The sequence below is a fragment of the Janthinobacterium amylolyticum genome (genome assembly GCF_051380655.1).
Taxonomy (GTDB): domain Bacteria; phylum Pseudomonadota; class Gammaproteobacteria; order Burkholderiales; family Burkholderiaceae_D; genus Janthinobacterium.
Map to the genome: position 1 here is coordinate 137,238 of NZ_JBNYXL010000007.1, position 25,042 is coordinate 162,279.

Annotated in this window: 24 protein-coding genes; 4 read left to right on the plus strand and 20 right to left on the minus strand. The window is 62.1% G+C overall.

Annotation, left to right across the window (positions count from 1 at the left end; translation table 11 throughout):
- Nucleotides 1–34 precede the first annotated feature (34 nt).
- A complete protein-coding gene (gene fliG, locus ACQ4WR_RS16335; protein ID WP_077407811.1) occupies nt 35–1,033 on the minus strand; it encodes a flagellar motor switch protein FliG in 999 nt (332 codons plus the stop codon).
- Nucleotides 1,026–2,741: a flagellar basal-body MS-ring/collar protein FliF gene (gene fliF / locus ACQ4WR_RS16340; RefSeq protein WP_102298866.1), complete on the minus strand. Its 1,716-nt coding sequence runs from the start codon at nt 2,739–2,741 to the stop codon at nt 1,026–1,028. The genes fliG and fliF overlap by 8 nt, the downstream gene beginning before the upstream one ends.
- Nucleotides 2,742–3,018: 277 nt before the next feature.
- Here fliF and fliE point away from each other — a divergent pair, with 277 nt between their 5' ends.
- Nucleotides 3,019–3,360, plus strand: coding sequence for a flagellar hook-basal body complex protein FliE (fliE, locus tag ACQ4WR_RS16345; RefSeq protein WP_102298865.1), 342 nt, complete (start codon nt 3,019–3,021; stop codon nt 3,358–3,360).
- A 139-nt stretch (nt 3,361–3,499) separates the two neighbouring features.
- Here the strand turns inward: fliE and ACQ4WR_RS16350 are convergent, their stop codons facing one another.
- The 12 genes from ACQ4WR_RS16350 to ACQ4WR_RS16405 form a co-directional block, all read right to left on the minus strand.
- Nucleotides 3,500–4,246 (minus strand): flagellar brake protein, encoded by a 747-nt coding sequence (locus ACQ4WR_RS16350; protein WP_436488473.1) that lies wholly within the window; start codon nt 4,244–4,246, stop codon nt 3,500–3,502.
- Between the two features lie 25 nt (nt 4,247–4,271).
- Nucleotides 4,272–4,598, minus strand: coding sequence for an EscU/YscU/HrcU family type III secretion system export apparatus switch protein (locus tag ACQ4WR_RS16355; protein WP_102298861.1), 327 nt, complete (start codon nt 4,596–4,598; stop codon nt 4,272–4,274).
- A complete protein-coding gene (fliK, locus tag ACQ4WR_RS16360) occupies nt 4,591–5,784 on the minus strand; it encodes a flagellar hook-length control protein FliK (protein ID WP_436488475.1) in 1,194 nt (397 codons plus the stop codon). Before fliK ends, ACQ4WR_RS16355 begins: the two co-directional genes overlap by 8 nt.
- A 17-nt stretch (nt 5,785–5,801) precedes the next feature.
- Nucleotides 5,802–6,128, minus strand: a complete 327-nt coding sequence (locus tag ACQ4WR_RS16365; protein ID WP_102298857.1) for a flagellar protein FliT — start codon at nt 6,126–6,128, stop codon at nt 5,802–5,804.
- Nucleotides 6,129–6,131: 3 nt separating this feature from the next.
- Nucleotides 6,132–6,578, minus strand: a complete 447-nt coding sequence (gene fliS, locus ACQ4WR_RS16370) for a flagellar export chaperone FliS (protein ID WP_102298855.1) — start codon at nt 6,576–6,578, stop codon at nt 6,132–6,134.
- Nucleotides 6,579–6,600: 22 nt separating this feature from the next.
- A complete protein-coding gene (gene fliD / locus ACQ4WR_RS16375; protein WP_436488478.1) occupies nt 6,601–9,279 on the minus strand; it encodes a flagellar filament capping protein FliD in 2,679 nt (892 codons plus the stop codon).
- Nucleotides 9,280–9,505: 226 nt separating this feature from the next.
- Nucleotides 9,506–9,877, minus strand: coding sequence for a flagellar protein FlaG (locus ACQ4WR_RS16380; protein ID WP_102298852.1), 372 nt, complete (start codon nt 9,875–9,877; stop codon nt 9,506–9,508).
- Nucleotides 9,878–9,960: 83 nt separating this feature from the next.
- Nucleotides 9,961–11,445: a flagellin N-terminal helical domain-containing protein gene (locus ACQ4WR_RS16385; protein WP_436488480.1), complete on the minus strand. Its 1,485-nt coding sequence runs from the start codon at nt 11,443–11,445 to the stop codon at nt 9,961–9,963.
- A gap of 383 nt (nt 11,446–11,828) precedes the next feature.
- Nucleotides 11,829–13,400 (minus strand): GGDEF domain-containing protein, encoded by a 1,572-nt coding sequence (locus ACQ4WR_RS16390; protein WP_102298848.1) that lies wholly within the window; start codon nt 13,398–13,400, stop codon nt 11,829–11,831.
- A 202-nt stretch (nt 13,401–13,602) separates the two neighbouring features.
- Nucleotides 13,603–14,250, minus strand: a complete 648-nt coding sequence (locus ACQ4WR_RS16395) for a response regulator (RefSeq protein WP_102298846.1) — start codon at nt 14,248–14,250, stop codon at nt 13,603–13,605.
- 52 nt (nt 14,251–14,302) lie between these two features.
- The gene (locus ACQ4WR_RS16400) at nt 14,303–15,811 is read right to left on the minus strand and encodes a sensor histidine kinase (RefSeq protein ID WP_436488482.1); all 1,509 of its coding nucleotides are present in this window, start codon (nt 15,809–15,811) and stop codon (nt 14,303–14,305) included.
- Nucleotides 15,811–16,398 carry a hypothetical protein gene (locus ACQ4WR_RS16405; RefSeq protein WP_436488484.1) on the minus strand — a complete coding sequence of 196 codons (588 nt, stop codon included), beginning with the start codon at nt 16,396–16,398 and terminating at the stop codon, nt 15,811–15,813. Before ACQ4WR_RS16405 ends, ACQ4WR_RS16400 begins: the two co-directional genes overlap by 1 nt.
- Before the next feature lie 115 nt (nt 16,399–16,513).
- On the opposite strand from ACQ4WR_RS16405, the gene greB reads away from it, so the two are divergent.
- Nucleotides 16,514–17,080, plus strand: a complete 567-nt coding sequence (gene greB / locus ACQ4WR_RS16410; RefSeq protein ID WP_436488486.1) for a transcription elongation factor GreB — start codon at nt 16,514–16,516, stop codon at nt 17,078–17,080.
- Between the two features lie 118 nt (nt 17,081–17,198).
- Nucleotides 17,199–17,774, plus strand: a complete 576-nt coding sequence (locus ACQ4WR_RS16415) for a transposase (RefSeq protein ID WP_436488766.1) — start codon at nt 17,199–17,201, stop codon at nt 17,772–17,774.
- Nucleotides 17,775–17,894: 120 nt separating this feature from the next.
- Here the strand turns inward: ACQ4WR_RS16415 and ACQ4WR_RS16420 are convergent, their stop codons facing one another.
- The 6 genes from ACQ4WR_RS16420 to ACQ4WR_RS16445 form a co-directional block, all read right to left on the minus strand.
- Nucleotides 17,895–19,034, minus strand: coding sequence for an IS481 family transposase (locus ACQ4WR_RS16420; RefSeq protein ID WP_436488488.1), 1,140 nt, complete (start codon nt 19,032–19,034; stop codon nt 17,895–17,897).
- Nucleotides 19,035–19,278: 244 nt separating this feature from the next.
- A complete protein-coding gene (locus ACQ4WR_RS16425) occupies nt 19,279–21,561 on the minus strand; it encodes a RelA/SpoT family protein (protein WP_436488490.1) in 2,283 nt (760 codons plus the stop codon).
- An 82-nt stretch (nt 21,562–21,643) separates the two neighbouring features.
- The gene (rpoZ, locus tag ACQ4WR_RS16430) at nt 21,644–21,847 is read right to left on the minus strand and encodes a DNA-directed RNA polymerase subunit omega (protein WP_010400723.1); all 204 of its coding nucleotides are present in this window, start codon (nt 21,845–21,847) and stop codon (nt 21,644–21,646) included.
- Nucleotides 21,848–21,907: 60 nt separating this feature from the next.
- Nucleotides 21,908–22,546, minus strand: coding sequence for a guanylate kinase (gene gmk / locus ACQ4WR_RS16435; RefSeq protein ID WP_175533142.1), 639 nt, complete (start codon nt 22,544–22,546; stop codon nt 21,908–21,910).
- A gap of 138 nt (nt 22,547–22,684) precedes the next feature.
- Complete coding sequence (locus ACQ4WR_RS16440; protein WP_436488492.1) at nt 22,685–23,011, minus strand: hypothetical protein; 327 nt, start codon at nt 23,009–23,011, stop codon at nt 22,685–22,687.
- Between the two features lie 3 nt (nt 23,012–23,014).
- A complete protein-coding gene (locus ACQ4WR_RS16445; RefSeq protein WP_102294880.1) occupies nt 23,015–23,905 on the minus strand; it encodes a YicC/YloC family endoribonuclease in 891 nt (296 codons plus the stop codon).
- A gap of 312 nt (nt 23,906–24,217) precedes the next feature.
- Here ACQ4WR_RS16445 and rph point away from each other — a divergent pair, with 312 nt between their 5' ends.
- A complete protein-coding gene (gene rph, locus ACQ4WR_RS16450) occupies nt 24,218–24,946 on the plus strand; it encodes a ribonuclease PH (RefSeq protein WP_436488494.1) in 729 nt (242 codons plus the stop codon).
- The last annotated feature ends 96 nt before the right edge of the window (nt 24,947–25,042 follow it).

Below are 25,042 nucleotides of genomic sequence, written 5' to 3' on the forward strand. Positions count from 1 at the left end.
CTGGTAAGCGGTTTGCTGTTCCTTGGGAATCAAATTAGACAAACGAATCCTCGCCTTTTCCGCCTAAGACAATCTGCCCTTCGTCCGCCAGGCGGCGCACGATCTGCAGGATCTGTTTCTGCTGCGATTCCACTTCCGACAGGCGCACGGGGCCTTTCGATTCCAGGTCTTCGCGCATCATCTCGCCGGCGCGCTGCGACATATTCTTGAAGATCTTGTCGCGCAGCTCCTGCGAAGCGCCTTTCAGCGCGATGATCAGCATTTCCGACTGCACTTCGCGCAGCAGCAATTGAATGCCGCGGTCGTCGATATCGATCACGTTGTCGAACACGAACATTTCGTCCATGATCTTTTGCGCCATGTCGTTGTCGTAGTTCTTGATATTGTCCATGACCGAGCCTTCCTGCTCGCCGCTCATGAAGTTCAGGATCTCGGCTGCCGCGCGCACGCCGCCCAGCGACGATTTCTTGATGTTTTCGTTACCGGACAGCAGTTTCGTCAGCACGTCATTGAGTTCGCGCAAGGCAGCCGGCTGCACGCCGTCCAGGGTGGCGATGCGCAGCACCACGTCGTTGCGCAGACGGTCCGTGAAATGGCCGAGGATTTCGCAGGCCTGGTCGCGTTCCAGGTGGACCAGGATGGTGGCGATGATCTGCGGGTGCTCGTTGCGGATCAGCTCGGACACGGATTGCGAATCCATCCACTTCAGCGATTCGATGCCGGACGCGTCCTTGCCGCCCAGGATGCGCGACAGCAGCACGGAGGCCTTGTCGTCGCCCAGCGCCTTGGTCAGCACCTGGCGGATGTATTCGTCCGAATCGAGGCCGACGGTGGAATTGAGTTCCGTCTGCGCGCGGAAGTCGTCGAGCACCTCGACCACCTGGTCGTGCGCGATGCCTTTCATGGTGGCCATGGCGGCGCCCAGCTTCAGCACTTCGCGCGGGCCCAGGAATTTCATTACCTCGGCCGCTTCGCTCTCGCCCAGGGCCAGCATCAGGATGGACGCTTTTTGCAGTCCCGTTGTCTCAGTCATTATTGCCTATCCATGCTTTGATCACGTTGGCCACGACGCGTGGGTCTTCCTGCGCCAGTTTCCGGGCCATCGCCAGGTTTTCGCGATAACCGCGCGCAGTGTCTTCTTCCAGTTCTTCCAGCTCCGCTTCGCTGAGCAGGACCTCGTTGTCTTCGCCGTCTTTCGTCAGTTCCGGCTCGATGACGGGCGGCGGGGCGCCGAAATCGTCGATCTTGCGCATCACGGGGCGCAGCATCGGGCGCACGATCTTGATGAAGATATACAGCAGGATCAGGGCGGTGATGAGGAATTTCGCCAGTTCCTTGGCCAGCGGCAAGTTGGCCGGATCGCGCCACCACTCCAGCTTGCCTTCCGGCGCGCGGTCGATGCCGTCGAATGGCGAGTTGGCCACGCTGAAGCTGTCGCCGCGCTCCTTGTTGTAGCCCATGGCTTCCTTGACCAGATTATTGATCTGGACCATTTCGGCAGGGGAAATCGGCTTGACCGTGACCTTGCCATCCTTGTCGAAAGTACGGCGGTAGTTGACGACGACGGCGACCGACAGGCGGCGCAGGCCGCCCATGGACTTCTGTTCATAGCGCACGGTCTTGTCGACTTCATAATTCGTCGTCGATTCCTTTTGCGAAGGCAGCGTTGGCGCGCCGGCCGGGGCGCCCGGCGCTTCCGCCGTCAGCGGCGCCGTGGCCACGCCTGGCGGCTGGTTCGACAGCGCGCCCGGCACGCCGGACGGGTTGGCATTGCCGGCGCCCGTCGATTCGCTGGTCTGCTGGCTGCGGATGGTCGACGCTTCCGGTGGCGAGTTCGGCTTGTAGGTTTCGGCCGCCTGCTCGCTCTGCGAGAAATCCACGTCGGCCGTTGCTTCGGCGCGCACATTGCCTTCGCCGACGATGGGCAGCAAAATCGACTCGACCTGCTTGATCACGCTTTGCTGCAGCTGCTGCACATACTTGAGCTGGTTCGGGTCCAGGCTCTTGACGCCGTTGGCGCGGTCCTTGTCCTTTTCCTGGTTCGACAGCAGATTGCCCGCCTGATCGACCAGGGTGACATTGATTGGCAGCAATTCCGGCACGCTGGAGGCCACCAGGTGGACGATGGCGCTCACTTGCAACTGGTCCAGGCCACGGCCCGGATGCAGGTTCAGCAGCACGGAAGCCGTGGGTTTTTGCTGTTCGCGCACGAAGACGGACGGCTTTGGCAGGGCCAGGTGGACCCTGGCCGTGTCGACGGCGGAGACCGATTCGATGGATTTGGCCAGCTCGCCTTCGAGTGCGCGCTGGAAATTGACCTGTTCCAGGAATTGCGACACGCCCAGCTTCTGGTTTTCCATCAGCTCGAAACCCACGTTGCCGCCCTTCGGCAAGCCTTGCGCCGCCAGTTTCAGGCGCGCATCGTGGACTTGCTCGGACGGCACGAGGATGGCGCCGCCGCCTTCGGAAAACTTGTGCTTGATGCCCAGCTGGTCCAGCGATGCCGTGATGGCGCCGCCGTCGCGGTCCGTATAGTTGGAAAACAGCACCTTGTACTCGGGCGGCTGGTTCCACATGTACAGGGCGATGCCGATGCCGATCAGTGCCGCCACGCCCAGGCCGCGCAGGAAGTTCTTGCCCATCGGCGTCTTGGCGAAGTCCTGCATGGACTCCACCGGCGTGCGGGCGCGTGCCGGTTCCGGTGGTGCCTGGGTTACATCGAGTTCTTCCGCTACAGCCATGATTGCCTTCCGGGGCGCTGGTATTTGGTGGTGAGTGGGGGCCGTTCCCTCTGGAGGAGGGGGCGATATGCAGAATTATCCGCCACTGTCACGCGCTTCAATCGTTCAAACAGAAGGCGCTTTTGCCGCTTGCTCGGCCGAGTGGCTGGCGTTGGCGCTGGTATTGTGGAACCCTGGCAACGTGTGACGGAAGTTATTGTACCCGTCGTTGCCTTGCAAGCCAGGGTTTTGTTCTCTGGCAGCAACAGGCAGGAATACACGAAAATGGGGAGGCAAGGTGAAAACAGGCGGTATCGATAGCAGCAGGATCGAGGCGATGATCGCGCAACTGAAGTCGGCGGCCACGCGGCCGGAGGCGAAAGTGCCGGCGATCCAGACCGAAGCCCCGGCGGCCAAGGTGAATTTCGCCGACGCCTTCAAGGGCGCGCTCGAGTCCGTGAGCAGTGCGCAAAAGGCGTCGTCGGCCATGGGCCAGCGCTTTACCATGGGCGACGAAAAGGTCAGCCTGTCGGATGTGATGGTATCGATGCAAAAGTCGAGCATCGAATTCCAGGCGACGGTGCAGGTGCGCAACAAGCTGGTTTCTGCGTATCACGAGATCATGAACATGCAGGTGTAAACGTCGCACCAAAGCTACTGCGCGGCGACCTTTGCGGCCTGCGATGCTCGCTGTACTTCAGTACAGCTGCGCGTCTCGGCCGCAAATCATCGCCGCTCTCTACGCTTTGGCGTGACGTTTGGTGGCCTTCAATTCTGCCTTACCCCAATCCAGCCATGCGCGCATTGCGCTCACGCTCCAGCCGCGTGATGTAGCGCTGCACGTGCGCCAGCATGCTGCGCGGCAGGTCGACGAACTGGCAGCCCAGGCGGCGATTGAGTTTGTTGTTCAGCAGGGTCATGTCCAGCGAGTTGCGGATTTGCAAGGTCGCCGTGACGATGCCGACGTCCGGCAAGTCGATGCGGCAGCCCGGGTAATCCTTGCCGATGGTGTCGCCCAGCATCAGTTTATTGTCCAGGATGGCGATGCCGCCGCAGCTGATGTCGGCCAGCGGGAAGGGCGTGTCGGCGCCGCCCAGCGCGGGCGGCAGGGGAATCGAGACGCGCACGGGATTGCTGACGGGCGTGGTCATGCGGTAATACTCGCGCCGCTGCAGGCGGATCAGGGTTTCCGGCACGGCGATCTTCAAGGCGGGCGTGCCGTCATGGTTGCACTCTTCCACCAGGGCGCTGGCGAACAGGATGCGGATCTTGTCGAGCGAGGTTTCAAACGAGATGCCGGTGGCGGCCACCATGCGCCGGTTCTGGTCGGCATTCACGGAACGGTCGAGGATGACGGTATTGCGCTCGGCATCGACTTCCAGGATCGAGGTGACGCACACATCGGATTCGCCATGGATCAGCATGCGGATCAGCTGGTTCTTTTCGCTGATGCTGCGCAGCAGGGCGATGATTTCCCGCCGCGATTCCACTTCAAAGTCATGCCAGTTTTCAAGGCCGGAATCCATAATATGTGCTTGCATTGATGCCTGTCTATGTATCGGTGGAAAGTGAGCTGGTATCGGGCGGCGGCGGGATCGGCCCGCCCTTCGCAGATTCAATATGATATAACCAGGCCAGCAGTTCCGCAATCGCCCGATACAGCCCCGGTGGAATCTGCCGGTCCAGGTCGACATCCATCAGCAGGGCCACCAATTCCTTTGACTCATGCACGAAGACGCCGTGTTCGCGCGCCGTGCTGATGATCTGGTCGGCGATCAGCCCGCTGCCCTTGGCCACCACTTTCGGTGCCGGCGTGCCGCTCTGGTAGGCCAGGGCGACGGCTGTCTGCGGCACCTTGCGCCTGGTATCGTCAAGCATCGGCGTCTCCCGCCGCCGGTGTTTCGACCGTGTCCGGCTTGCCGGCAATGCTCAGCGATGCCAGTGGCCAGCCGGCCGCGTCGAGCGCCGCCTCCAGCCGCGCCGCATGCTGGCGCAGGGTGTCGGCACTGGCTTCGCTGCCGGCCTGCATCTGGATGGCGACCCTGCCGCCTTGCAAGACCACGTGCGCGGCCAGGTCGCCCAGCAGGGGAAACTGGAAGCGCACGCTGCTGCGCCACGCGGTCGCGTCTTCCTCGTCGCCGCGGCCTTCCTGCTGCTGGCCTTCCGGCGCATCGCGGCTGATATCCCACTGCATCTTCTGTCCGGGCCAGGCTTCGCCCTGCCACTGCACGCGGGCCTGCTCGTGCGTGTGCAGTTGCATATTGATCAGTTGCGCCGAGGCCAGGTCGGTACCGCTCTTTTGCGCGTCGGCCTGCTGGGCTTTCTGCATCTGCGGTTCCAGCAGCAGCGAGGCCAGCGGACGCTTGCCTTCGGCCCATTCCGCCACATGCGACTCATAGAACAGGCCGCTGCTGCCGACCGTGTCGCGCAGCTTTTGCGCCACTTGCGCGGGATCGGCGCCCGGCGTGGCCATCAGCGGCGTCTTGCCGACCAGGGTGACAGGCGCGCCGGGCACGCTTTCGGCCTGCACCAGTACGCTGCTGATGGCGCGCGCGGTGGTGCTCAGCTCGGGCGCGGGCGTGTCGCCGGCCAGCGCGGGCAGCAGGTTGGACGGTGTCAGGGGGGCGCGGCTGAGCAGGGTGGCGGCGGCGCTGCCGGTGCGGGTGCCGGCCTGGGCCGCGCCAGCCTGCGGGCCGCGCGTCTCGGCCGCGTCGGGTTCGGCATCGGCGTCGGCGTACGTCAGCAGGGGATTGGCGGCCTGGTCGCGGGGATTGCCGATCTGGAAAGAGGGGCGGGGATTGATGCCGATCAAGGTCAGCGGGATTTCCGCCCCCAGTTGGGCGCCGGCGGGCAGCTGCATGCGGGCCGGCGTGCCGGCCACGCGCACGAGGAAGCTGCCGTCGCCCATACGGGCCAGCACTTGCCCCTGCATGGATTTGCCGACCAGTCCCTGCAGCGAACGCTGGAACTCGGCCTGGCGCGGATCGCCAACCGTGTCGGCGGGCCGCGCGACCTTCACCGGGGTCAGGGGCGTCATGCCGATGGCGTCCATCTTCGGCAGCATGCCGCCCCCGCCCGCGCTTACACGCCGTAGGCGTTGGCCAGGCGCCGTTCGGTGCCGGTGCTGTTGATCAGCTTGGACAATTGCGCCATCCACGGCATGGTCAGGTCGCGGATCTTGCGGTCGTCTTCCAGGATCTGCTTGATCAGGGCCACCTTGCGCTGGCGCCCCGCGCTTTCCAGCACGACTTTTTCTTCATTCGCCTTCAGCGCGGCCACATGCGCGGTCACTTGCTGCTCCAGCACTTCCAGCTGGTCCCAGTCGGCGTTGCTGGCGGCGGTCACCATCTGGCCCGTGAGGGACTGCATGGCTTCGTAGGTGGTCAGGACTTCTTGATTCGTCATCATGGATCAGGCGCTCGCAAGGCTGGGCATACGTTTCAGGTCGGCGCCGGGCGTGGCGGCGGGCGTGGAGCCAATGGCGTTCCAGGTTTCGCGCAGGTCGCTCAGCAAGCGCTGCACTTCTTCCAGCAAGGTGACATCGTTCTTCAGGTTGGCGCTCAGCAGGCGTGCGCCCATGTATTCGTACAGGGCGTCGAGGTTCTCGGCGATCTCGCCGCCCACTTCCTTGTCCAGGCTGGCCCGCAAGCCATTGTCGATGATCTGGATGGCGCGCGATATCGCCTTGCCTTTTTCCGGCACGTTGCCCGACTTCATGTGCATCTGCGCGCTGAGCACGGCCACCAGGGCGCCGTCGTACAGCATCACGATCAGCTTGTGCGGCGAGGCCGAGACGATGCCCGTTTCCAGGCCGACCTTGGCGTAGGCGTTGACGCCGCGTTGTTGGGTTCCAAACATGTGATTCTCCTGATGAATGGGCTTAGCGGTTGGCGGCGATGGCGGCCAGCTGCTGGGTCAGATAGGTTTGCGTGGTCTGCATGGCACTCAGCGACACGTCGAGACGCGAGAACTGGGCACGGTAGCGCGCTTCGATGGCGGTCAGTTTTTCGCTGAACTTGTCGCGCTGCGCCGCCACCGATTTCAGGGTCTCGTTGATACCGTTCGTGCGGCCGGTGATCATGCCGTCCGTGCCCAGGAACGAAGTGGCCAGGTTGTTGAGCTGGTAGGCATAGCCTTGCGAGAAGCTGACGGTGCCGCGCGGGCCGATCGTGCCGCCTGTCACCTCGATTTTCAAGCCTTCCGACGACGAACCGGGCGCGCCCGTCAAGGTCTGGCCGGAGCCGATGACCGGTTGTCCGCCCAGTGTACCGGCCACATCGGCGCCCTTGACCGGCTTGGCCGTGCCAAACAGGGCTTCCGTGCCAGTGCCCGTGCCGTTGCTCAGGGCCAGGTTCGACACGGAGCCATAGCGGCTCGATGCCAGTACCAGCTTGCCCGTGCCATCGATCGAGGCCGAGACGGTGGCGCCGTTGTCCGAGAAGGCTTTCACGCCATTGATCGACGATTGCATTAGCGCCGCCATCTGGGCCGGCGTATAGGTGCCGGCCGGTATCGTCACCTGGGCCGTGTTCTTGGCGGATGAAGGATCCGTATCGTTCAGGGTCACGTTCCAGGTCGTATCGCTGGCGATGGTCGTGCTGGCGCCCAGCACGCCGGTGGACGTGAGCGAACCCTGGCTGGCCATGGTGGTGATGCTCAGTTCATACGTGCCGGGCTTGGTTGCCGCCGTCGAGCTGGTGAAGGCAACGTTGCTGTCGCTGGTCTTGCCGATGGCCGAGAACAGGCCAGCGATATCGCTGAAATTGGCACTGATGGCTTTGTCGAGCTTGCTGGAATCCAGGGCCAGGCTACCGTCTTTCTGGAAAGAAATACCCACCTGGCTGAGGGTACTCATAGTGCTGTTCAATCCAGTGATCGGCGCACCCAACTGCCGGCGCAGCTGGCTCTGGATCGATTGCACGGTCGAGTCGCCCAGCAGCACGCCGCCCGTCTTGGTGTCGGGATTGTACGCCGTCATTTTACCGATCGCCGTGTTCAGTTCGTTATACGCCTTGACGAAAGAGTTAATGCTGGTCTTGACTGTGGTGGTGTCCTTGGCAACGGACAGGCTGCTGCTGCCGACCTTCGTAATACCCAGGGTAACGCCTTCGATGGCCGTATCGACGCTGTTCGAGCTGCTGGTGATGGGAATGCCGTTGACGCTGAACATGGTGTTCTGGGCCGCGCTGTTCTGCTTCAGGTTTTGCGTGCCGCCAACATCATAGGCCAGCAAGTCGTTCAGGGCGCTGTCGGGCGGCTGGCCATTGCTGCCGCTCAGCGAAATATTCATGGCCGAATTGGCGCCCGTCTTGCTTGAGCTGAGCACCAGATGGAACGGTTTGTCGCTGCCATCGGAGACGATGCTTGCCGTCACGCCCAGGCCGGCATTGTTGATGGCGTCGCGTATGCCTTGCAAGGTATTGTTAGTGGAGTCAATGACGACTGACCCCGTTGCCTGCGTCGCATCCTGGGTGAAGCCCGCACCCAGGTAGCTGCCGACGGTACCCGCCGTCAGGCCGGCCGCGGCGGGATTGCTGCCGGCGATGACGATGGGGCTGGCATTGCCGGACGTTAAGGTGATCGCGCTGGCAATCGTCACGTTCGAGCCGTCATTGGTGGCGCCCGTGGCCTTGCCGATGCCGCCGCTGACGCCACCCGTGACGACTTCTTCGATATTGATGTTGGAGCCGTCGGCGCGCGTAAACTGCAAGGTGCCATCTGCAGCCTTGCCCGTGACAGTGATATTCGCGGCGGCCAGCGCATTCGAGACGGCATTCGGTCCTTCCAGCGTGGTATCGAGGCTGGCGGCGGTGATGCCGGCGCCAGCGGCCACGTTCTCGCCTTGCGAGACGATTTCAATACCGCCAACGGACAGGGAATAGCCGCTGCCCGTGCCGCTGGTGGCCACATTGCCATAGGTGCCGAACATGCCGGCATCACTGCTCGCTGGCTGGGCTGTCGCCGTCACGCCCGTGGTGCTGCTCTTGGCATTGATGGCGTCGGCCAGTGCGCGCGCGCTTTTCGTGCTGGCGTCCGTCGGGATGGCCGTGCCGTTGATGGTCACCGAACCGTTGCTCACGCCGGTCAGCAGGGTGCTGCCGCTCAGCGTTGCGCCTTTGGCACCAAAGGTGCCGCCACTGGCCGAGCCCAGCTGGAAAGAAATCGTCGTCTTGGCACCCAGGCCGATGGTCGACAGCTTGCTGGCCATGCCGCCCGACGTCAGCGTTTGCGCCTGCGCCAGCTGGGAGACATTGATATTATAGGTGCCGGCCACGGCCTTGGCGCCGGCGGTGGCCGATAGCACCAGCGGATCCGATGGCGTGGCGCTGACGGCGCGAAAGTTGTTCGAGTTGGTCAGCGACGACAGCGAGTTCTGGAAGGTGCTGATCGAACCGCCCAGCGTACCCAGGGCGCTCAGCTTGGCCTGGTAGGAGGCCGTTTTCTTGTCATAGAGATTCAGCGGCGCAGATTCAGCCGTCATCAGCTTCTCGATGATGGCATTCACGTCCAGCATGCTATTGCCGATGCCCGGAGAGGATAAGGTTGGTGTGATGGCCACTGCATGCTCCTAGGAAAACACTAATATAAGCTGTTATCGGCAGAATCAATCAGGACTTGAGAGGGGGATTTACCGCGCTGTTTTCAATTCAGGCGGAAAAGCGCATTGCGGGGGAGGAATGTCGTTGTACTTATGGAAAAACGGGGGCCGATAGCACTGCTATCTGACCCCGTTTTCATGTCGAAATATTATGCCCTTCTGGATCATGCCGATGGGCAATGCCATGCTAGGCGCTCTGGCTGATCAGCGAACCCTTGGCCGAGTCGAAGGCCTTGGCCAAGGCCAGTGCTTCCTTGGTGGGAATTTGCCGCAAGACTTCCTTGGTTTCCTGGTCAATGACCTTGACGACCGTGCGCTGGCTGTCTTCGTCGACGGAAAATTCCAGGCCTTGTGTCTTGATCTGCGATGACTGGTTCAGTTCCGATACGGCCTGGTCCAGTTGCGCGCGGCTCGGTTCCTGGCCGTTTTGCTCCGTGGCTTGTACGCCTTGATTGCTGGCGCTGCGGGCCGTTGCCGTACGTGCTGGCGCCGTGTCTGCCTGGGCGTAACTCTTCTCGATCCGGCTCGCCGAGGCGGCCGCTATTGTGTCTATAGTCATGGTGCTCTCCTAGTGAAAATTCCCCTGCCGAAAAAATCGGCAGGGGAACCTGAGTCCAGCGATGTGACGAGACTAATCGAAGATTAGCCGCGCAGCAGGCTCAACACGCCGTTAGGCAGCGAGTTTGCTTGCGCCAGCATGGCGGTACCAGCTTGTTGCAGGATCTGGCCACGGGTCAGGCTGGCAGTTTCTGCTGCGAAGTCGGTATCGACGATGCGGCTGCGCGATGCGGACAGGTTTTCCGTCGTCGATTGCAGGTTCGAAATCGCCGAGGAGAAGCGCGATTGCAAGGCGCCGTACTGAGCGCGTTGGCTGTTGACCGTCGACAGTGCCGCATCGGTGATCTTCAGCGCCAACTGCGCACCCGCAAAGGTTGTGACGTCCAGCGAGGCAACGGATTTCAGCGCCGAACCGGCATTTGTTGTTCCCGCAGCTGCGGCACCCAGGCCCAGGCCGGAACCCGCGTCGGTCACGGAGAAGCTGCTGTCCGAATCGAACGTCACGCTGCCGTTGGCGATCGCAACGCCAGCTACGCCCTTGGCGTCGGCGGCGGCCGAGGTCGTACCATCCAGGTTGTAGGTTTTAACGTTGAGCTTGACGGCGGCCGTGGTGCCATTCGTCACCTGGATATCGGCGCCATTCGAATTGCTCAGCTTGATGCCTGGATTTTTGGCGTCAAAACTTGCCGTAATACCCGTTTTGGCGGTTTGTGCATTGATCGCGTTGATGCCGGCGGCAAAGTCGGCAGCCTGGTTGGCGGCGCCGGTGACGGTGAACGAAACAGACACAGCATCAGCAGCTGAGGCATTATCGCCGTTCAATTTGAACGAGTACGATTCCGCGCCCAGATCCAGGTTGGCTTCGGTTTTTGCCGTGGCGGTGACGCCGGTGGTTGCCGTTTTTGCATTCAATGCGGCAGCGATCGATTTAGCGGTATCGCCTGTGACGGTGGTGTACTTCTCGGTACCCAGCTTGCCGTTGACGGTGACATCCTTGGCTGCAACGACGTTGGTCGTGGTCAGTTTGGCTGCAACAGCGTTGTTTTCAACGCGGTTATTGCCATATGTGTTGGTCAGGAAGTTCGCGCCATTGGCGGAAATCAACTGATTGGCATCGGCGCCGACCTGGAAGTTGGCCGTACCCATGGTGCCATCGAGCAGTGCCTGGCCGTTGAACGAGGTGGTCGTGGCGATACGGTTCAGTTCCGAGTTCAGCTGCGTCACCTCGGTTTGCAGCGCCTGGCGGTCGCTCGACGAGTTGGTCGAGTTCGACGACTGTACTGCCAGTTCGCGGATACGTTGCAGGATGTCGCCAGAGCTCGACAGTGCACCCTCGGCCGTCTGGGCCAGCGAGACGCCGTCGTTTGCATTGCGGGTTGCTTGGGTCATGCCGCGGATTTGCGACGTCATGCGGTCGGAAATCGCCAGACCAGCAGCATCATCCTTGGCGCTGTTGATGCGCAAGCCAGAGGACAAGCGTTGCAGCGAGGTGCTCAGGGATGCTTGCGAGGCGCCCAGGTTGCGTTGCGAGTTCAGGGAAGCGATGTTGGTGTTAATTACTGCAGCCATGTTAATTCTCCAGACAGGTACTACATTGCGCTATGTGCTAGTCACTTTGGCCTGCCCCGCTGTTCCGGGACAATCAAGCCGCTGTTGTTTAGGGTAACGGTTGCTCTGCGGGAAAATTTATGGCGAAAAACGCTTTAAATTTTATTTTTCTGCCCTTCAGTTTGCAGTGTGCGGCGCGTTAGACGGCATGATTTTTGGAAACTTGAGGGTAAAAATAGTTTTATTTTTGAATTGTTTTGCTGGGCCGGTCGCGTACGTCCAAGGGGGGGGAGTGGCTTTTTTGATATTTCTCTTGCGCTTGGCCGCAGGCGCGAAGCGCTGTCACATGAAAAATGCCGTCCGGCCAGATGGCGGGACGGCATGCGGATGGGGCGGGATCAGCCTCACTCCGCCACCACCACCCGGTTCTTGCCAGTCTGCTTGGCCTGGTACATGGCGCGGTCGGCGCGTTTGACCAGTTCGGCCTGGTCTTCGTTGGGGTGGCGCAGGGCCACGCCGGCGGAGAAGGTGATCAGCACTTTCTCGTTGTCGTGCAAAAAGAAGTGGCGCGTCAGCTCGCGCTGCAGGCGCGTCATGGTCGAGGCGGCCGCGTCGACCGTGGTTTCCGGCAGCAGGATGAGGAATTCCTCGCCGCCGAAGCGGGCGATGACGTCCATCGAGCGCAGGGTTTCCTTGACGATTTTCACCAGGTGTTTCAGCGCCGCATCGCCGGCCAGGTGGCCATAGGTATCGTTCAGGCGCTTGAAGTCGTCCAGGTCCAGCATGGCGATGCACAGCGGCGTGCCGCGGCGGTCCGAGCGTGCCGTTTCGCGCTCGAACACATCGTCCAGGCCACGGCGGTTCAGGCTGCCTGTCAGCTGGTCTTCCCGCACCAGCTCGCTCATATGCTGCAGCTTGGCTTCCAGGGTGTGGATGCGCTGTTCCGCATCCTGCACTTCCTGGCGCGCCAGCACCATCTTGTCGCGTGCGCGCAACGCCTCGTTCTGCACCATGCGCGTTTCGCGCAGCACTTCGTCGAGTACGCTGTTCAATTCGCTGATGTTTTCCGCCTGGCTGATCTTTTCCGAGTAGCCGCCGATCTTTTCGTGGAAGTCGCCCGTGCTGGCCGCCACTTGCCCAAGGCGGTCGATAAAGGTCATCATCATGTTCTTGACCGTCAGCTTGACGTCGGACAGGCTGTGCTTGAGCTGGCCCTGCTTGTAGATGACTTCCTTCAGGCTGCGCGTGGCGTCTTCCAGCGCGCGCTGGTCCAGCGGGCCGGCGATGAGGTTTTGCACGGCATCGACCTGGCCACGCAGCCAGCTGTCGTCGTCCAGCAACTGGCTGACGTTGTCGAGCAACAGCTTGAACAGGCGCAGCAGCAATTCCTGCTGCTCGGCCGTGTCACCGCTTTTCAGTTCGATCTGGTAGCACAGCTGCTTCAGGCGCAGGGCCGCTTCGTTCAGTGCCTCTTCCGTGTGCGCCTGCTTGATGGCCGCGCCCAGGGATTCGGCCTCTTCCACCAGCGCGGGCGTGCCCGTCAGCAAGGTGGCGACGGCAAAGCCCAAGGTGCGGCTGAGCAATTCGCGCAGGGTGCGCGTCTGTTCGCCGTCCGGCAGGGGCGGCAATTCGATGCCGCCGCCTTTCTTGACCTGTTTTTCCGCCAGCTGGGCCAGGGTGCGCGCATAGCTGTCCCAGTCGCGTGCCTTGAGGGCGCGCTGGAAGCGCCGGCCAAAGTCGCCCAGTTCGCCTGCCGATTCGCTCATCTTGGCGGCGAATTGCGTCAGGACATTTTCCGCACCGCTTTCCGTGGGAGCGCTGGCGGCCAGCACGGCCGCAGGGGCGGCAGGCGTGTCGGCCGGTTCCGTGATGCCGGCGATTTCATTGTAGATATCGCGGTAGGCGCTCGGCGTCGGCGCGATGCGGCGCGTCGCCAGGCGGCGAAATGCTTCGCGGGCGATATCGGCCGGATTCATCGGCGTGCCAGCGGCGGTATTCGTGGCGCCGGCAGGGGCGCCTGCTGGCGGAGATGGCAATTTACTGGACATGTAGGCAAAGCCTTTTTAGATATTTTCTAATTATCCCCATGATATGCGAGTTGGCAAAGAACTTATTGTGCGAGAAGCAAGGATAAGTCCGTTCAATTCGCCAGATGCCAGCGGGCATGCCCCTTTGCCGTCAATCGACCAGCTGGTTGCGGATGGCGTAGTGTGTCAGTTCGGCACTATTTTTCAGCTTCATCTTGACCAGCAGACGGGCGCGGTATTCGCTGACGGTTTTCACGGACAGCTTGAGTTCTTCGGCGATCACGCCGACGGCTTTGCCCGAGGCAATCATCACCAGGGTCTGGTATTCGCGGTCCGACAAGGTGTCGTGCAGGGCCGTTTCATGGTCTTCGCCCACCGTGTTGGCCAGCTCCTGGGCCAGCGAGGCGCTGATGTACTTCAAGCCCTGCGCCACCTGGCGGATGGCCGTGACCAGTTCGCGCGGCGCGCTCTGCTTGGTCAGATAGCCGGCCGCGCCCGCCTTGAGCGAACGGATGGCGTACTGGTCTTCCCGGTGCATGGACAGCATCAGCACGGCCAGTTCCGGTTTTTCCTTCTTGATCTGCTTGAGCACGTCGATGCCGCTGCGGTCGGGCAGGGAGATATCGAGCAGCATCACCTGGCATTTCGAACCACGGAACAGCTTGATGGCATCGTGGCCATTTTCCGCCTCGCCGGCCACGATGATGTCGCGGGTATCGGCCAGGATCTGCTTCAAGCCTTCGCGCACGATCGCATGATCGTCGGCAATGAATACGCGGATGGTGGCTTTTTCTTTCATGACTGCATTGTTTCCTATCTGATTCACTCGCGCCAGGCGCGTCCGTCTTGCCTTACGGCGGTCCGCTGTGCGCTGGCGCGCTGGCTGCAGCCGCTATTATCGCCTCTCGCGGCGTGGCCAGCCGGATTTTTATGTTCACCACCGTGCCGCCGTCCGGGCCATCCATCAGGCTGAGGCTGCCGCCGAGGGCGCTGGCGCGCTCGGCCATGCCGCGGATGCCGAACGATTGCGGTTTGGCGCGGTCGGACAGGCGCATGCCGACGCCATCATCGGCGATGGTCAGGCGCAGGTGCTGGCGCTGCCGGGCCAGGCGCACCGTCACCTTGCTGGCCTGTGCGTGCTTGGCGATATTCGTCAGCGCTTCCTGGGCGATGCGGAACAGGCTGGTGGCCTGGTCCAGCTCCAGCTCGATATGCTGGCGGTTCGAGACGAACTGGCAGGCGATGCCGGCCTGGCGCGCGAATTCCTTGACTTGCCAGTCCAGCGCGGCGACCAGGCCCAGGTCCAGCATCGACGGGCGCAAGTCCAGCGAAATGCGGTGCACGGCGTCGATGCTGCGGTCGACCAAGGCGTCGACATAGTCGGCCTTTTCCTGCAACTGCGGGTCGTCCGGCGGCAAACGGCGCGCCAGCATGGCCAGCGCCATCTTGATGGCCGTCAAGTTGCCGCCCAGGTCATCGTGCAGTTCGCGCGCCAGGCGCGTGCGTTCGTGCTCCTTGACCTTGTCGATATGCGCCGTCAGTTCAGCCAGGCGGGCGCGCGACTGGCGCACCTCGATCTGCTCGAGCCGGCTTTCCGTGATATTCGTCATGATGCCTTCCCACTGCACCGTGCCGTCCGCCAGCGCGCGCGGCGTGGAGCGCAGGTTGATCCATTTCACGTCTTTCCAGGCATCGACCCAGATACGGCCTTCCCAGTTCCAGCTCCACAGGGCCGCTTTCGACGCCTGCATCGATTCCAGATAGGAGGCGCGGTCATCGGCGAGGATCAGCTGATAAAACAGTTCCGGGCGTGCATGCAGCTGCGCCGGGCTCAAGCCCAGCAGGGCCTGGCAGCCATCGCTCAGGTAGGCGAAGGCGGCGCGGCCATCCGCATGCAGGCAGAACTGGTACACCAGGCCCGGCGTATTCGAAACGATGGCATTGAAGCGCGACTGCACCTGGGCCAGGGCGGCGGCCGTCGCCTGCGGCGTGCGCAAGTCCTCGGCCACGGCCAGCAGCAAGGCGCGGCCCAGGCGGCTGGTGCGCGACAATTGCAGCGACAGCGAATACAGGCTGCCATCGCGGCGCCGCTGCTGCACATGCAGCCGGGCTTGCGCACCGATGCTGTCATCCAGCGAGCCCAGCACGCCGGCCAGCTGCTGCGCATCGAGTTGCGGCGCCAGGGTCAGCGGCGTCATCGATTGCAATTGCTCGCGCGCGTATTGCAGGTTCTCGCAGGCGGCATCGTTGGCGTCCAGCAATTGCAGGCTGGCGGCGTCATACAGGTAGATTTCGGCGGGCGCCGCGCGCATGGCGGGCGCCAGCTTGGGAAAGTCGGGCATGGTGGTGGCTTTCTGCATCAGCGGCGGGCGCGCCAGAAGGCGGCGAAACGGCGCAGTACCCGTGCCGGGCGGGAATCATGGCGGCCGGCCGTGCGCTTGCGCAGGCGCTGCCACCAGGCGCGGCGTGCTCGGCCCAGCGCGGCCGACAGGCGGCTGACCCGGCGCCATGGACGCGTGGCGCGCAGGCGGGCGATCCAGCGGTCCTTGGTTTCCATGAACAAGCCATGCCAGCGCGCAAACCATGGCAGGCTCAGCAAAGTAGGGCGCGTCAGGCTGTACAGGCGCGCGACGGCCGCCGCGCCGCCCAGCTTGGCGACGACGATCACGCCGATGCCGGAAAACGCATGGCCGCGCGCGATGGCCAGCAAGGCCAGCAGCTTGACGGGAAACAGCAGCACGGCCGGCAGCACGAAGATGGCCAGCGCCCAGTACGGCGGCAATCGCTTGATCCACGCTTCGAGCGCATGCAGCGGCGGAAACTGCGCCACCACCTGCATGATGCGCGCGCCCGTCGCCCACAGCCATTCCTCGGCCAGCAGGAAAATGGCGGCCAGGTAGACCAGCGGCGCGAACAGCCAGCGCCTGACTCTGTAGAATTTTTTCATCCGTCTCCGTGCGCGGCGGATGTTTGCCGCGATTGCCACGATGATACGTCAAAAAAGCCCGCTTGCCCCCGCTTGCGGTGTGCCAGGCACCGTCTGGCGGGGCTACAATAGACGGATGAATAAAGCCTTTGTAAAAGAATCGGACAACGACGACGATGAGGAAGCGGCCGCCCTGGCGCTGGCCATTCCGCCCGGCGCGAAGAACTACATCACGCCGGCCGGTTACCAGCGCATCAGGGAAGAGCTGCTGCAGCTGATCGACGTCGACCGTCCGGAAGTGGTGCGCATCGTCCACTGGGCGGCGTCGAATGGCGACCGCTCGGAAAACGGCGACTATATCTACGGCAAGCGGCGCCTGCGCGAAATCGACCGCCGCATCCGCTTCCTGACAAAACGCATGGACCTGGCCGCCATCGTCGACCCCAGCGTGCACCATGGCAGTGACCAGGTGTTCTTTGGCGCCACTGTTACCTACCGGACAGAGGACGGCGAGACGCACACCATCACCATCGTCGGCATCGATGAATTCGACCCCTTGAATGGCAAGATCAGCTGGATCTCGCCCATGGCCCGCACCATCACCAAGGCGCGCGAAGGGGATGTCATCACCCTCAACACGCCGCAGGGCCCGCAGGAACTGGAATTGCTGGAAGTGACGTATCCGGCGCCGGGGGAGGGGTAGTTTGCGGTGACGCAGGGTGGCTGATGCGCACGCGGACACACTGATCATTTAGTTGGTATCAGGAGTTGCCCTACCCCGCCGCCTTCGCCTCGTCTTGCCCGGTGTTCCGCTGCATGTGGTGCAGCGTGGAGTGAATCGCCAAGCATGCTTTCCTGATGGGCAGGACAAGCAGCGCTATCTTGATTATCTGCGCAGTTGTTTGGTGCTTGCGCCATGCCATCTGCATGCTTATGTGTTGATGAGCAATCATGTGCATCTCTTGCTCTCCACGCAAAGCACAATCTCCCTGTCGTCGCTGATGAAAATGCTGAACCAGCGTTATGGGCAGTATTTCAACTGGCGTTATGGACGCACCGGCAGCTTGTGGGAAGGTCGCTACAAGTCTTGCCTGGTGCAGGGCGAGCGTTATTTATTGATTTGCCAGCGCTATATCGAACTTAATCCCGTCAGGGGCGGTATCGTGGCATTGCCTGGGCAATATTGCTGGTCCAGCTATCGGAGCAATGCGCAGGGCGTAAATGATGATCTGCTGTCTCCGCATTCCTTGTATTTGACGCTTGGACGTGACGCGTCTGAACGGCAAGAGAAATACCAAACGTTATTTCAGGATGAGTTGGGCGAGCGTTGCATTGGACAACTGCGTGAGGCACTCAATGCTGAATTTGCGGTAGGCGACCAGGCGTTTTTACAGTGAGTTGCGGAAAGGAGTCGGTAGCCAGCAGCGGAGATCCGGGGGCAGACCCGGCGGGTGTTTAGTCGGCAGACATGGGTAACACTTTGTCGGTAGACATAGGTTACACATCAGACTTCCATTTTACGGCGAATCACGCAGGTTGATTCGCCGTATTTCCTTGTGACAGAAGAACACCTCATACACATCGTCAATCGTGGTTGGCTTGATGGCCACCAACTGTGTTCTCAGGCCCTCGCCGATAAAGTAGCGTCGGTTCTGGAAAGAAATTTCTCCCTTGTCGCTGACTTTGCGGACAGTATCACCCGATGGATACTCGATCGGTGGCAGCACGCTCGGGAAAGCCCTGCCGCTAGCGCGATAGCGGCTGATCGGCGTTTGTTGCTGTAGGGCCTCGTGCGGGCGTACCGTGTTATAACGCTCCCGCCAGCGGTCAAAGGCAAGCTGGCAGGCGTCGAGCGATTCGAAGCCGTTGCGTTGCAGTAGTTCCAGCTTCAGCGTGCGGTGGAATCGTTCATCCTTGCCTTGTGTTTGCGGGTGATGCGGCCGGCTGTGGCCCACGCGGATCCCCAGCCGTATCAACCACACTGCCAACTGCGACAGCCCTGCACGCCCCGAGGTACCCCAAGGTGCGCCATTATCGGCCGTCATCCGCTCTGGCAAACCATAGCGTTCAAAGGTCGCCTGCAACGCCGTTTGCACGGCGCTGCGCTGCTCATTGCCGCATGCGCTCAAGCACAAGTTATAGCGCGAGTGATCGTCGAGAATAGTCAGTGGATGACAGCGTCCGGCACGTGCATCGGTCAAGGCGAAATGCCCTTTAAAGTCCATCTGCCAGAGCAGATTGGGGGCGGCATGCTCAAAACGCGACGGCGCGACCTCTTCCTGCCTGACGGGTGCGCCCAGGATAGTGCGTCCGTGACGACGCAAGACAGCATCGATAGTGCTGTGATGGGGTGGTTTGGCCTCACATAGCAGCAAGGTACGCAGCTTACGTGCGCCCCAGTAAGGGTGCTCAGCATTGAGCGCCAGAATGGCCGCTTCAAGTGTAGCGTGTGTACTTGCCGGTGAAGCATGTGGGCGACGCGATCGATCCTGTAGACCGCTGTTGCCTTGCCCGCGGTGGCGTTCCAGCCACTTATACGCCGTCTTGCGGCTGATGCCAAAGTTGCGGCACAGCGCCGCGATATTGGCGCCTGGCTGCTGTGCCAGCAGGACAAATTCCAGTCGGGTAGACATGAGGGTGGTTTCCTTCCAGGGCATTGCACGCTCCAGTTCGTGGCGGTGCAATCATCATAAAAGGTGTTACCCATGTCTCCCGACAAGTGTTACCTATGTGTCCCGGCTATACACCCGGCGGGTCTGAGCCCGGCTTTTTGCTGTGTTAATTAATAACGTTCGCATCAGCAAAACATAAGGGCCTGGGTCAGTCGCTTCGCGATTGGAATGCGCCCCATTGGGACGTATTCCCCCGGCGGGTCTGACCCCAGCTCTTTGCCAACAATTCTTAGTTACGCTCGCGCAGGATTCGGTTCACGCCCGCTACTCTGCGCACATTGCGCAGCAGGGCGGCCAGGTGGACGCGATCCTTGACCTGCACGGTGAAGCGCAGCTGGTCGAGGACGTTGTCCTTGTCTTCGTCCATGCCCACATAGATGATGTTGGCGTCCGATTCGCCGATTTCGGCGGCGACGCGGGCGAGGATGCCCCGTTCGCTGTTGATCAGTACCTTGATGCGGCAGTCGAAGCGGCGGTTCAGTTCGGTTCCCCAGCGCACGGCGATCCAGCGGTCCGGTTCCTTGGCGCGCTGGCGCTTGGCTTGCGAGCAGTCGCTGGTGTGCACCAGCAAGCCCTGGTCGCGGCGCAGCTGGCCGATGATCTGGTCGCCGGGAATCGGCAAGCAGCATGGCGCCAGCTGGACGGACACGCCTTCGCTGCCGCAGATGGTGACAGGGTCGAGCTCGCTGCCGCTATTGTGTTCCACTGGCATGCTGGCCGCTTCGCCGCCGATCAGGCCAAAGATGTGGCGCGCCACCAGGGTGGCCATGCGCTTGCCGATGCCGATGTCCGCGTACAGCTCGTCCATGGAGTTGGCGCTCGACTCGTTGAGCAGGCGTTCGACCAGTGGCGCCGGCAGGTCGGCGTCGATGTTCAGGGTGTGCAGCGCCTGCGACAGCAATTGCTGGCCCAGGGCGATCGATTCGGGCAGGTTGATCGTGCGCAGATGGTGGCGGATGGCCGAACGGGCCTTGCCGGTGCGCACGAACGACAGCCACGTCGGGCTGGGGCGCGACGAGGAATCGGTGATGATTTCCACGATATCGCCATTGTGCAGCTCGGTGCGCAGGGGCGAGGTTTCATTGTTGATCTTGACGGCCACGGTCTGGTCGCCGATGCCCGTGTGAATCGAATAGGCGAAGTCGATGGCCGTGGCGCCGCGCGGCAGGGCGATGATCTTCGACTTCGGCGTAAATACGTAGACGGAATCGGGGAACAGGTCGACCTTGACGTGTTCGAGGAATTCGGCCGAGTCGCCCGTTTGCTGCTGGATGTCGAGCAAGGATTGCAGCCACGCATGGGTGCGCTGCTGCAGGTCGGACGGGTTCGATTCGCCGCTCTTGTACAGCCAGTGCGCCGCCACGCCGGACTCGGCCGTGCGGTGCATTTCCTGCGTGCGGATCTGGAATTCCACCGGCGTGCCGTAGGGACCGATGACGGTCGTGTGCAGCGACTGGTAGCCGTTCAGCTTGCGGATCGCGATGTAATCCTTGAACTTGCCCGGCATGGGCTTGTACAGGCTGTGCAGGGTGCCCAGGGTCACGTAGCAGTCGGCAAAACTGTTCACCACCACGCGGAAGCCGTACACGTCCAGCACTTGCGAGAACGACAAATGCTTGCTGCGCATCTTTTTATAGATGTCGTACAGGGTCTTTTCGCGGCCCGTCACTTCTGCGTCGAGCTCGGCCATGGAAAGGGTGCTTTTCACCGCTTCCATGATCTTGTTGACCACTTCGCGCCGGTTGCCGCGCGCCGCCTTGACGGCTTTCGCCAGGGTGCGGTAGCGCATCGGGTACAGGTGCGAGAACGACAGGTCCTGCAGCTCGTGATAAATGTTGTTCAGGCCGAGGCGGTGCGCGATCGGCACATACACTTCCATGGTCTCGCTGGCGATGCGGCGCTTTTTCGCCGCCGTCATGAAGTCCAGGGTGCGCATATTGTGCAGGCGGTCGGCCAGCTTGATCAGGATCACGCGCACGTCGGAGGCCATGGCCAGCAGCATCTTGCGGAAGTTTTCCGCCTGCGCTTCGATCTGGCTCTGGAACTCGATCTTTTCCAGCTTCGACAGGCCATCGACCAGGTGCGCCACCGGCGCGCCGAAGCGCTCGATCAATTCATCCTTCTTGACGTCCTGGTCTTCCATGACGTCGTGCAGCAGGGCGGCCATGATGGCTTGCGCGTCGAGCTTCCAGTCGGCGCAGATTTCGGCGACGGCGATCGGATGCGAGATATACGGCTCGCCCGAACGGCGCATCTGGCCCAGGTGCATTTCGTCGGAGAAGCGGTAGGCTTCCTTGACTTTTTTCAGGTCGGCGGGGGACAGGTATTCGGCCAGCTTGTCGGCCAGGTGGCTGACGGAAGCCACGCCCAGCGCGGGTGCTGGCGGTGTTGCGGGGGCATTGCTGCCGGACGTGCCGGTACCGGGCGCGGAAGCGCCCTGGGATTTTGCCGCCTGGCGCGAAGCCAGGGGCGGCAGTGCTGCGGAAGTCGTGTCGGCTGGGGTCAGACTCATAAAACGTCGCGTTGCTTCACAGTGTGAATAAAGGATACGGTAGAACCAGGGGTCAGCACTGTTCCGGCACGCGGGTTCCCAATTACATCGGGACCTTTTTCAGCATTTCGATGCCGACTTTACCGGCAGCGATTTCGCGCAGTGCGACAACGGTAGGCTTGTCCTTGGCTTCCACCTTTGGGGTGTGGCCTTGCAACAACTGGCGTGCGCGGTAAGTTGCGGCCAGGGTCAGCTGGAAACGGTTAGGGATCTGCTTCAGGCAATCTTCGATTGTGATACGGGCCATGGTAACTCCTAAAATTGTTTTGCGTGGTGCTGTGTATGAACTGGCGTGCGGTGGCGGCGATTATTCCGCGTGCAGGCCCAGCTGGGCGAATAGCGATGCGTTGCGGGCCGCTTGTTGCGCAAACCGGCAACGGGCCGCTCTCACGATCGCGCTCAGTTCGGACAAAGCGACCGTAAACTCTTCATTGATAATAACATACTCGAACTCTGGAGCGTGTGCGATTTCGCCGCCGGCTGCCAGCAGGCGGCGCGTGATCACGTGCGGCTCGTCCTGGCCGCGCTTGTTCAGGCGCTCTTCCAGCGCGTCGATCGATGGCGGCAGGATGAAAATGCCGGCCGCGCGGGGGAATTGCTTGCGCACCTGGCGCGCGCCCTGCCAGTCGATTTCCAGCAGGATATCGGTGCCGGCGGCCATCTGCTGCTCCACCATGATGCGCGAGGTGCCGTAGTAATTGCCGTGCACTTCCGCCCATTCCAGGAATTCGCCCTGTTCGGCGCGTGCGACGAAGTCTTCCGCCGTCGTGAAATAGTATTCGCGGCCATGCTGCTCGCCCGGACGCGGCGCGCGCGTGGTGGTCGAGATCGACAGCTTGATGCCGGGCTCTTGCGCCAGCAATGCATTGACCAGTGTCGATTTGCCAGCGCCCGAAGGCGCGGCAACCACGAACAGGCTGCCGGAGAAAGCGGTAGGGTGGCTCATGCGGATCTTTCCATAATCGTGTGATGTTGGCGCGCTTGCCTGCGCAGGCGGCGCCCAATCCGCTATTTTACCAAGAGGCAAGGCGCTGAGCCAGTCCTTGCCGGCGGCATGGCAAAAAACCAGCTTGCCGTGTTTGCCTCAGCGGGGCAAGCGGCCCAGTGCGATTTCACCGGCATTCAGGACGATGGCCCGTCCGTTCACATCGGTGCAGTCGCGGTTGTTCAGGCGCACGACGGTGCTGTCGACGGACACTTCCGCGCCCAGGCTGCTGCGCGAGCAGATGCGGTACGAGGCGGCATCGGTACCCGTGTAGATGGCGGCGCCCCGTTCTTTCAGCACGAAGCAGCCGAAGGTGCAGCTTTCGATCGCGTAAGGCGACGGCTGCTGCGCCGTTTGCGCCTGCGCGCCTGCCGCCAGCAGCGCCAGAACGGCGCCGGCGAGTGCCCATGTGCGTGGAGCAAGCATGGCTTATTCCAGGTTCTGCACTTGTTCGCGCATCTGCTCGATCAGCAGCTTCAGGTCCATCGAGGCGTCGGCCAGTTCCTTGACGGACGCCTTGGCGCCCAGGGTGTTGGCTTCGCGGTTGAGTTCCTGCATCATGAAGTCCAGGCGCTTGCCCACTTGCCCGCCCTTGGTCAGGATGTGGCGCGTTTCGCCCAGGTGCGCCGACAGGCGGGCCAGTTCTTCCGACACGTCGATGCGGATGCCATACAAAATCACTTCCTGGCGGATGCGCTCCATGGCGTCCTGGCGCGACAGGGCCGAATTCGAGCCCTGGCTGGCCAGTCCCAGCGCGTCCTGCATGCGCTCGATGGCTTTTTGCTGGAAGGCCGCCACCACTTGCGGGATCAGCGGGGTAATACGTTTGACGATGGCTTCCATCGCTTCGATGCGCGACACCAGCACGGCTTCGAGCGCCGCGCCTTCGCGCTTGCGGCTGTCAACGAAGGCGGCCACGGTGCGGCGGGTCAGCGCGCCCACGTCGGCCTGCAGGGATTCCTGGCCCACTTGCGCCTCTTCGATGACGCCGGGCCAGCGCAGCAGTTCAGCCACCGTCATGACGGGCGCGGAGACAAAATGCTGGCCCACTTCGTTTTGCAGGCGCGCCAGTTCCGCCAGCAGGGGTACGTTCAGCGCCTGCGTGCCGGCGGTCGCGGCCTTGCGGCCAAAGCTCAGGCGTACCTCGACTTTGCCGCGCGTGATGGCGGACATGACGGCGGCGCGCAAGTCAGGCTCCAGCGCCCGCAAATCGTCATTGATGCGGAATTGCAGGTCGAGAAAGCGCGAATTGACGCTCTTGATTTCAATTGTCAGTGTGCCTGCAGCACCTTCGCTGGTGGCAACCGCGTAGCCTGTCATGCTTGAAATGCTCAAAGGATTCCCCGATTTGATCTTGTATACAGTCACTTATACACTTAATCAGCCAGCGCAGGCAATACCCGCCCGCGCCGTAAAACAGGACCGGATCGCCGGATGGCCTGAAAATTGCTGAATAGTGTGCGTTTTACGGCATTGTAAAGAAAATTGTGTACGGCGGGGCAGGATTGTAGGGATCATGTGTGCATCATCGCCGTCGCTGGCCAGGGCGGCCCCGTGCTGTTGCATGGCTGCAAAGATGCGGGCGCGCGGTGTTAGAATCGCTGCCGCAACCCCAATCACACAGGACACCCCATGACATTTGAATCCCGCCCGAGCGGCCGCGCCGTCGACGCGCTGCGCGCCATCCGCATCACCCGCCAGTACACCAAGCATGCCGAAGGTTCGGTGCTGATCGAGTGCGGCGACACCAAGGTCATCTGCACCGCCAGCATCGAAGACAAGGTGCCTGGCTTTTTGAAGGGCAAGGGACAGGGCTGGCTGACGGCCGAGTACGGCATGCTGCCGCGCTCGACGCACACGCGCATGGACCGCGAAGCGGCGCGCGGCAAGCAGTCCGGCCGCACGCAGGAAATCCAGCGCCTGATCGGCCGCTCGCTGCGCGCCGCCTTTGATTTGCAGGCGTTCGGCGAACGCACCCTGCACCTCGATTGCGACGTCATCCAGGCCGACGGCGGCACGCGCACGGCCTCGATCACGGGGGCCATGGTGGCCGCATATGACGCCTTCACCCACTTGCAGGCGCGCGGTGCGATCACCGCCATCCCCGTGAAAAGCTTTGTCGCCGCCATCTCGGTGGGCGTCTACCAGGGCATGCCGGTGCTGGACCTGGACTACGTGGAAGATTCGGGCTGCGATACGGACATGAACGTGGTGATGACGGAAGCGGGCCACTTCATCGAAGTCCAGGGCACGGCCGAAGGCGCCGCATTCGACCGCGCCGGCATGAACCGCTTGCTGGACCTGGCGCAGGGCGGCATCGCCGATCTGATCGCCATGCAGAAGCAGGCGCTGGGTATCTGATCTTTCATCTGATCTTTACATAGATTTACACATCGCCGCCCGCCGTGCCGGGCAAAAAGCCCACGGCTGCCGCTTTTTGCGGCAGCGGCAGGCCAG

Coding starts and splice junctions, on each gene's coding strand:
- ACQ4WR_RS16425 (WP_436488490.1), bottom strand. CDS start 21,561: ATGAGTCTGACCCCAGCCGACACGACTTCCGCAGCACTGCCGCCCCTG.
- greB (WP_436488486.1), top strand. CDS start 16,514: ATGAATAAAGCCTTTGTAAAAGAATCGGACAACGACGACGATGAGGAA.
- fliK (WP_436488475.1), bottom strand. CDS start 5,784: ATGCTGCCGAAGATGGACGCCATCGGCATGACGCCCCTGACCCCGGTG.
- rph (WP_436488494.1), top strand. CDS start 24,218: ATGACATTTGAATCCCGCCCGAGCGGCCGCGCCGTCGACGCGCTGCGC.
- fliS (WP_102298855.1), bottom strand. CDS start 6,578: ATGTTTGGAACCCAACAACGCGGCGTCAACGCCTACGCCAAGGTCGGC.
- fliF (WP_102298866.1), bottom strand. CDS start 2,741: ATGGCTGTAGCGGAAGAACTCGATGTAACCCAGGCACCACCGGAACCG.
- fliG (WP_077407811.1), bottom strand. CDS start 1,033: ATGACTGAGACAACGGGACTGCAAAAAGCGTCCATCCTGATGCTGGCC.
- ACQ4WR_RS16380 (WP_102298852.1), bottom strand. CDS start 9,877: ATGACTATAGACACAATAGCGGCCGCCTCGGCGAGCCGGATCGAGAAG.
- gmk (WP_175533142.1), bottom strand. CDS start 22,546: ATGAGCCACCCTACCGCTTTCTCCGGCAGCCTGTTCGTGGTTGCCGCG.
- ACQ4WR_RS16365 (WP_102298857.1), bottom strand. CDS start 6,128: ATGATGACGAATCAAGAAGTCCTGACCACCTACGAAGCCATGCAGTCC.
- ACQ4WR_RS16400 (WP_436488482.1), bottom strand. CDS start 15,811: ATGCAGAAAGCCACCACCATGCCCGACTTTCCCAAGCTGGCGCCCGCC.
- ACQ4WR_RS16350 (WP_436488473.1), bottom strand. CDS start 4,246: ATGGATTCCGGCCTTGAAAACTGGCATGACTTTGAAGTGGAATCGCGG.
- ACQ4WR_RS16390 (WP_102298848.1), bottom strand. CDS start 13,400: ATGAATCCGGCCGATATCGCCCGCGAAGCATTTCGCCGCCTGGCGACG.
- rpoZ (WP_010400723.1), bottom strand. CDS start 21,847: ATGGCCCGTATCACAATCGAAGATTGCCTGAAGCAGATCCCTAACCGT.
- ACQ4WR_RS16405 (WP_436488484.1), bottom strand. CDS start 16,398: ATGAAAAAATTCTACAGAGTCAGGCGCTGGCTGTTCGCGCCGCTGGTC.
- ACQ4WR_RS16445 (WP_102294880.1), bottom strand. CDS start 23,905: ATGACAGGCTACGCGGTTGCCACCAGCGAAGGTGCTGCAGGCACACTG.
- ACQ4WR_RS16355 (WP_102298861.1), bottom strand. CDS start 4,598: ATGCTTGACGATACCAGGCGCAAGGTGCCGCAGACAGCCGTCGCCCTG.
- ACQ4WR_RS16385 (WP_436488480.1), bottom strand. CDS start 11,445: ATGGCTGCAGTAATTAACACCAACATCGCTTCCCTGAACTCGCAACGC.
- ACQ4WR_RS16395 (WP_102298846.1), bottom strand. CDS start 14,250: ATGAAAGAAAAAGCCACCATCCGCGTATTCATTGCCGACGATCATGCG.
- ACQ4WR_RS16420 (WP_436488488.1), bottom strand. CDS start 19,034: ATGCCCTGGAAGGAAACCACCCTCATGTCTACCCGACTGGAATTTGTC.
- ACQ4WR_RS16440 (WP_436488492.1), bottom strand. CDS start 23,011: ATGCTTGCTCCACGCACATGGGCACTCGCCGGCGCCGTTCTGGCGCTG.